The organism is Actinocrinis puniceicyclus, assembly GCF_018283645.1.
GTDB classification, from domain to species: Bacteria; Actinomycetota; Actinomycetes; order Streptomycetales; family Catenulisporaceae; genus Actinocrinis; species Actinocrinis puniceicyclus.
In genome coordinates this window covers 20691-27463 of record NZ_JAGSXH010000080.1, presented here as the reverse complement: position 1 = coordinate 27463, position 6773 = coordinate 20691, and the positions used below count along the sequence as shown (strand labels likewise).

Here is a 6773-nt window from a genome sequence, read left to right as displayed (position 1 = left end):
CGCCCCCACCACCACCGCGACCACCGCGACAGCGATCACCGCCAACCGAAGCGGACGCGGACGCGTCGCGGAGCCGGGTCGAGGCGCGCCGTCGGTCGCCGGCGCCCGCGTCGAAGTCGCCCTTTTTCGCATGCTGAGCCTCCCTGACAGGGATGGAAGAGGTCGGCCGGCGCGGATTGACGTGCGCGGACCGCTGGATGTCGGCAGACGTCTGGTGAGGTCCCCCGGTGAGCTTCCGCCCGCTCGCCGAGGGACCCCGTCCAAGAACCCGACACCTGCCTGTTACCGCTCACATTCCCGGCCGATCGGCATCGGTTCGGGCCAGTAGTGGGATGTGCGTGCCGGGTTGAATCATGTCGCTCGGTGAAGTTGCCAAGGCGATCGAAAAAGCTCAAGAGCGGTTCACGTTCCCGCGCTACGCTCCCGCCGCGCCACCGAACGCCGAGCCGCAGATCAGTGGCCTGTTTCGATGGGATTCGACGCGGCGCGGCCCGGCGCGCGCGAGCCTTCCGGTATCGAAACTTTCAAGCGATCTCGCCGCCGCGTCCGGAGCCGCGAGCAGACATCCCACGAGCCGGGTCCGGTGCGTACGGCGGCGCGGCGGCGCCCGCGGTCACGCGCGGGCACCGCCGCTGAAACGGCCGGGGCAAGGGCCTGCCGCCCGGCCTTCACGAGGCTACGAGGCGGAACAGGAAAGCGTCGGTGTCGAGGCGTTCCCGTTGGCCGTGAAGCCGAACGTGGTGTTCCCGCCGGGTGTGACAGTGCCGTTGTATGCGGCGTTCGTGACGGTCACGGTGGATCCGCTCACGGTGTACGAGCCGTTCCACAGGGAACTGATCGACTGCCCGCTGGCCAGATTCCACTTGACCGTCCAGGAGTTGATCGTCGCGCTGGAGGAGTTGTTGGTCACCGTCACCCCGCCCTGGAAACCGCCGGGCCAACTGCCGACCTGGGTGTACGTCGCGGTGCATCCGCTGCCGCCGCCGGGAGTGCTCGACGGGCTGCTCGACGGGCTGCTCGACGGGCTGCTGGACGGGCTGCTGGAGGGCGAGGAACTGGGCGACGAACTCGGGCTGGCGCTCGGGCTCGGCGAGTTGCTGGCGCTCGGCGTGGGCGACGGGCTCTGTCCGCCGCCACCGACGATCTTGTAGGTGACCAGCGAGCGCGCCGGCACGGTGGCGTTGAAGGTCCCGCCGGACATCGAGATCTGCGACTGCGCCGCCGTGCTGCTGCCCGAGTTGGTCAGGTACGGGGTGACCGTGCCGCTGGACGAGCCGGTGTTCGACACCGAGTACGTGGCCGACGTCGCGCTGCCCGCCGAGTTGAGCGCCACGACGATGACCGAACCGTCTGTGTTGCGGTACGCGCTGACGCTCAGGCCGCTGGCACCGCTGGTCGCGCCGATGCGCACCGCGCCGGGCCGGATGAACCGGCTGAAGTTGCTGAACGCGTAGAACCGCTTGGACGGCGTCAGCGTCGAGCCGCTCAGGCCGATCAGGGAACTGTCGTGGCTGGTGCTGCTGATGCCCCACCAGTACAGGAACGCGTTGAGGTTCGCGCCGGTCATGCCGGTCTGGATGTTCTGCGCCCAGCTGTACCCGGAGTCCGCGGTGCCGTCGTCCCAGGCGGTGTCCCAGTTGCTGCCGTTGATCGACCACTCGGACTCCCACACCGGCCGGCCCTGGGAGTTGATCGGGGAGGTCGGTGCTCCGGAGTAACCGTGGCTGGTGAACAGGCCCACGCCCGCGTTCGCGGTCGAGTTGCCCTCCACCGCGCTGACGTAGCTCGGCAGCTGGTTGAACCCGAGGGTGTCGCAGCACGCGACCTTCGTGGACAGGCCCGAAGCCTTCATCGCCGGGCCTAAGATCGACAGGAAGTCGGCCGCCTGGCTGGTGTTGACCAGCATGCTGTCATAGCTGGTGGTCAGCGTCGGCTCGTTGTCGAGGCCGATCGCGGAGGGCGTCACGCCGGCTGACGCCCAGAACTTCGCGTCCTGCACCAGGTAGTTGGCATACGCCTTGCGCCAGTCCCCGGAGCCGCACGAGGCGCCCGGGGTGCCGCACAGTGAGCCGCCGTTGGTGTTGCTGCCGTTGGTCTTCATGTAGCCCGGAGCGCTCCAGGCGTCGTTGTAGAAGTTCGACACGCCGTATGTCTTGGCCTGCTTGGCGAGCCACAACTGCCCCTCGGCGGTGGAGTTGCTGTTCGGGTTCCAGACGTAGGTCGGCGTGTTGTTGGGGCTTCCCGGGCTGTTCGGCTCGATCGAGTCGCTGCCGGAGGGGATGGAGCTGCGCAGGATGCTGAATCCGGCGCCGGTACTGGTGTTGAACAGCAGGTCCAGAGCCTGGCGCTGCGCGCTGGAGCCGAGGTTGAGGATCGAGTTGGCCTGGCTGAACGCCTCGGACACGCCGAAGCCATCAATGCTCTGATACGTGGTGCCGCCGTTGATGGACACGGTGTTCGCGGCGCTGGCCGGCGACTGGGTCGCGACAACGAGCGCGCCGACGGCGACGAGGCTCGCGGCGCTCGCGCCGAGGAATCTTCCCCGGCTGGCGGATCTGGACATGGAAGCTGACCTCTCTGTCACGGGTAGGGGCCCACGCCGCACCGGTCGCGACAGCCGTGGCGAATCGTGCCTCGCACGGTTCCTGGCGATGCGGCGGTGTAACAGGTCTCACGGGAAGCGAGTGCGTTCTCACGCAGACCCGGCCGGCGGTGCCGACCGGCCGGCCAGTCGGCTCGTGAGCACTCTCAGAGGCTGATGTTATCGCTCACATTCCGGAAACACCGATAAACAGAGTCCGAACATCGCGACCTTTGCCACCGGTGAGCAGGAAAGACGGCACCGGGCGTGATGAAAGTTCCAGCTCGTACGGTCGGCCGCCCAGCGCGGGGCCCCTATCCGCGCGCGCTCTGACGGGATCCACGGCAGACCGACCGTTGCGCGAGCCGCCGGAACGGGACCAGCCGGCCTCTTCCCCGGAGCCGCTATCAGCTACCGAGCGACCGCCACAGAGGACCGCCACACGATCAGCACGCGCTCAGCGCGAAGGCTGCGCTCACTCCACTGCGCTCACTCCACTGTGTTCACTGAACTGTGTTGACTGCACTGCGCTCACTCCACTGTGTCCACTGCGACGGCTGCGCTCACCGCGGGGAACGATGCGCGGATGCGTGCACCGGCGGCCTTGCGTCCAGCGGGCGCCGCGGTCTTCTCCAGTTGCGTGCCGCCAGCGCCGGATTCTCCGCGCTGCGGATGATATTGCGCGCCATCGCGCCGAAAACCAGGCCGTGGAACGGCTTGATCGACCACCAGTAGAGCTGTCCGACCAGTCCGCGCGGATGGAACACGGCACGCTGCACGTACCGGGTCGTATTCCCGTCCGGCTCGACCCGCAACTCCAGCCAGGCCAGCCCGGGCAGGCGCATCTCGGCGCGAAGCCGCAGCAGCCGGCCGGGAACCAGTTCCTCCACACGCCAGAAGTCGACCGCGTCGCCGATACGCAGCCGGCGCGGATCACGCCGCCCGCGGCGCAGGCCGACCCCGCCCATGGCCCGGTCGATCAGGCCCCTGGCCTGCCAGGCGAGCGGCAGCGAGTACCAGCCGGTCTCCCCGCCTATCGCCTCGACCGCGGCCCACAGCGCCGCGGCCGGCGCCGTCGTCTCCCGCTCCCGCTGGTCGACGTACAGGCTGCCGCCGGCCCAGTCCGGGTCCGTCGACAACGGGTCTGACGGCGCCCCCGGCAGCGAGGCGGAGGACCAGCGGGTGTCCACCACGGCCTCGCGCACGCGCTTCAGGGCGAGGCAGACCGCGTCGTCGAAGCGCAGCAGGCCGCCGCGCGGATCGGGGATGTGCCTGGCGATCTCGTGGTCCCGGCACACCGCGTCGTGCCGCAGCGATTCGACCAGCGGTCGGGCCAGCGCGCTCGGAATCGGGGTCACCAGCCCGATCCAGTGGCTCGACAGATTGGGGGTAAGCACCGGAACACGCAGGATCCGGCGCGGCCCGAGACCCGCGAGCAGCGCGTAGCGGTGCATCATCTCCACGTACGTCAGAACCTGCGGACCGCCGATGTCGAATGAGCCGCGCACCTGCGGGGGCAGACTCGCGGCCTGCACCAGGTAGCGCAGCACGTCGCGGATGGCGATCGGCTGCACCCTGCTGGTCACCCACTTCGGGGTGACCATCACCGGAAGCCGTTCGGTGAGATAGCGCAGCATCTCGAACGAGGCCGAACCGCTGCCGATGATCACCGCGGCGCGCAGCACCACCGTGGGCACCCCGGAGTCGAGCAGGATCCGGCCGACCTCCGAGCGCGAGCGCATGTGCGGCGAGAGCGTGGCGCCGTCGGCCGGCGCCAGGCCGCCGAGATAGATCAGGCGGCCCAGGCCGGTGCGGGAGGCGGCCTGCGCGAACGTGCGCGCCGCCGTGCGGTCCGCCTCCTCGAACCGGTCGCCGCCCATCATCGAGTGGATCAGGTAGTAGGCGACGTCGACCCCGTCGAGCGCCTCGGCGGCGCGGGCCGCGTCGGAGGCGTCCGCCTCGACGACCTCCACCCGGTCGAACCAGGGCTGGTCGCGCAGCCGCGCTCGCGACCGGGTCATGCAGCGCACACGGAAGCCGGCGTCCAGCAACTCGGGAACCAGGCGCCCTCCGACGTAGCCGGTGGCGCCCGTGACGAGGCACAGCCCGCGGCTGTCTTCCGCTGCGATATCGGCCATCAGATCTCCACCAGCCCAGGTAGTAGTTCGGTCTCGGTCACCGGCTGCGCGCGACGGTCCCGGGCAGCTGGCGGCGGCGTGCCGCGGAGCGGCCGGAAGACGCAGTCGCCGGCATGGCGCCCGCAAGTGCCCGGCTCGCCGGCGCGGCGGACACCGAGGCGGGGGGCGCGGCGGACGGTGCGGCCGGGGCCGCCTCGCGCCGCGCCTGCTCGGGGTGGCGGGCCCGCCAGTACGGGTTGTCGTGCGGCAGGCCGCCGCTGACCCGGCCGTACATGCCGAAGGTAAGCAGCATCAGCCCGACCACGAAGCTGAACAGCACGTTCTGCATGCGGAAGGCGAGGAAGTTGGCTTGGGTGTCGAGCAGCGCGAGGTTGACGAAGCCGCTGCCGAGGAACACCGTGCCGACCGCCGTGTTCACGTTCGAAGCCGTGTTGCCGCCGAGCGCGGCGGCGCCGATCAGCAGCGCGGCCACCGCGATCGAGATCGCGCTGAGCAGCCCGTTGCTGGAGAGCCCGGCTACGCGCTGCCCGCTGGTGCTGAAGAACGCCAGGTCGTCGGCGAAGCCGAGGGAGCCGAAGGCGAGCAGCAGCACACCGGTCAACCCCGCGCCGTATCGGTAGACGGTCCCCAGACGGTAGTCCACCGGCAGTTGGTCCTGGAGTTTCATGGTGGCCGCTCCGTTCCCGGTGACGACGGTCGCGCCCCGTGTCACCGACGGTGAACCGCTTTACACTGGCTGGCAACTCGCATCGATTCCGCACCGATTCGGAGGGCCTCGCGTGCCGCAGCCGGCCGAACCCCCCGCGCTCTCGCCCGGGGCGACCGCGCGCCGGCTCGGCGTCGCGGTCGAGACGCTGCGCAGCTGGGAACGCCGCTACGGTCTCGGTCCGAGCGGACACCGACCGGGTGCGCACCGGCGGTACACGCCCGCGGACGTGGCTCTGCTGGAGAGTTTCTGCCTGCTGGTCGGCGAGGGAGTGCCGGCCGCCGAGGCGGCCAGATCGGCGCGGGACACCCAGCACGAGCGGCGCGCCCGGGCGGCGCAGCCGCCGCACGCGGCCCGCGATGCCAGATCCGCGCCGCGAACCGCCTCCACGCCGGGCAGCGCGCTCCCGTCCCAGGCGCCCCAGCCCGACGCACCTCAGCCACAACCACAGCCCCAGCCACACGCGCGTCAGCGTCACACACCCCGGCCCCAGGCGCTTGGGCAACGCGCGCCCGATTCCCTCGATAACCCCATCCGGGCCGCCCGCGCCGGAGGAGGGGAAACGCTGCCGATAGGCCGCGGCGGCGCGCCGAGCGCCCGGGGCCTGGCCCGCTGCGCGATCCGGCTGGACACCGCGGCCGTGCTCGACCTGCTGGAGCGCGCGCTGGCCCGGCAGGGGGTGGTCGGGGCCTGGCAGGAGACGATCGAACCCGCGCTGCGCGCCGTGGGCCGCAAGTGGACGGAGACCGAGAGCCGCTATGTAGAGGTCGAGCACCTGCTGTCCTGGTGCGCCACGGTGGCACTGCACCGGGTCCGGGCGCCGGACCCGGGAGGTGACGACGAGGCGCGGCTGTCCGCGCGCGGCGCCCTGCTGGCCTGCGCGCCCGGGGAATGGCACAGCCTGCCGATGGAGGCGCTCGCCGCCGCGTTGAGCGAGCGCGGAGCGCCGGTACGGATGCTCGGGCCGGCCGTGCCCGAGGCCGCGCTGCGGCGGGCGGTCGAGCGGACCGCGCCGGCCCGCATCGTGGTGTGGGCGCAGACTTCCCGCACCGCGGACACCGCGCTGCTCAGCAGGCTCGCTCTCGGCCGGCCGGCCGCGGTTTCGCCCGCCGGCCCGGGGTGGTCCGGGCACCTTCCACGCGGAATGAGGGGTCTGATGTCTCTCGCGGAGGCCGTGGCAGCCTGCTGTCCCCGCGGCGGGGCCACGACCGCAGGCCCCTGAGAAGCTGTATCGCGGCTCGAGATCGCCGGGCGAGGGTGTGGTTCGGGCTCGCTGTACGGAGAGAAGACGCCTGGTAATGCCCTGGCGGCGCGGTTGAAACGCCGTGTCCTGCGGCTTCTTCGTGGA

The 6773-nt window shown here is 71.0% G+C and carries 4 protein-coding genes; 1 reads left to right on the top strand and 3 read right to left on the bottom strand.

Annotated elements, in window-relative coordinates; genetic code table 11:
* Nucleotides 1-676: 676 nt before the first annotated feature.
* The 3 genes from KGA66_RS20175 to KGA66_RS20165 form a co-directional block, all read right to left on the bottom strand.
* On the bottom strand, nucleotides 677-2563 hold the full coding sequence (locus tag KGA66_RS20175; RefSeq protein ID WP_211469737.1) for a cellulose binding domain-containing protein: 1887 nt from the start codon (nucleotides 2561-2563) through the stop codon (nucleotides 677-679).
* 581 nt (nucleotides 2564-3144) lie between these two features.
* Nucleotides 3145-4719: an SDR family oxidoreductase gene (locus KGA66_RS20170; RefSeq protein ID WP_211469736.1), complete on the bottom strand. Its 1575-nt coding sequence runs from the start codon at nucleotides 4717-4719 to the stop codon at nucleotides 3145-3147.
* Between the two features lie 37 nt (nucleotides 4720-4756).
* The gene (locus KGA66_RS20165; RefSeq protein WP_211469735.1) at nucleotides 4757-5386 is read right to left on the bottom strand and encodes a DUF4383 domain-containing protein; all 630 of its coding nucleotides are present in this window, start codon (nucleotides 5384-5386) and stop codon (nucleotides 4757-4759) included.
* Nucleotides 5387-5498: 112 nt separating this feature from the next.
* Here KGA66_RS20165 and KGA66_RS20160 point away from each other — a divergent pair, with 112 nt between their 5' ends.
* Nucleotides 5499-6647 (top strand): MerR family transcriptional regulator, encoded by a 1149-nt coding sequence (locus KGA66_RS20160; protein WP_211469734.1) that lies wholly within the window; start codon nucleotides 5499-5501, stop codon nucleotides 6645-6647.
* Nucleotides 6648-6773 lie beyond the last annotated feature (126 nt).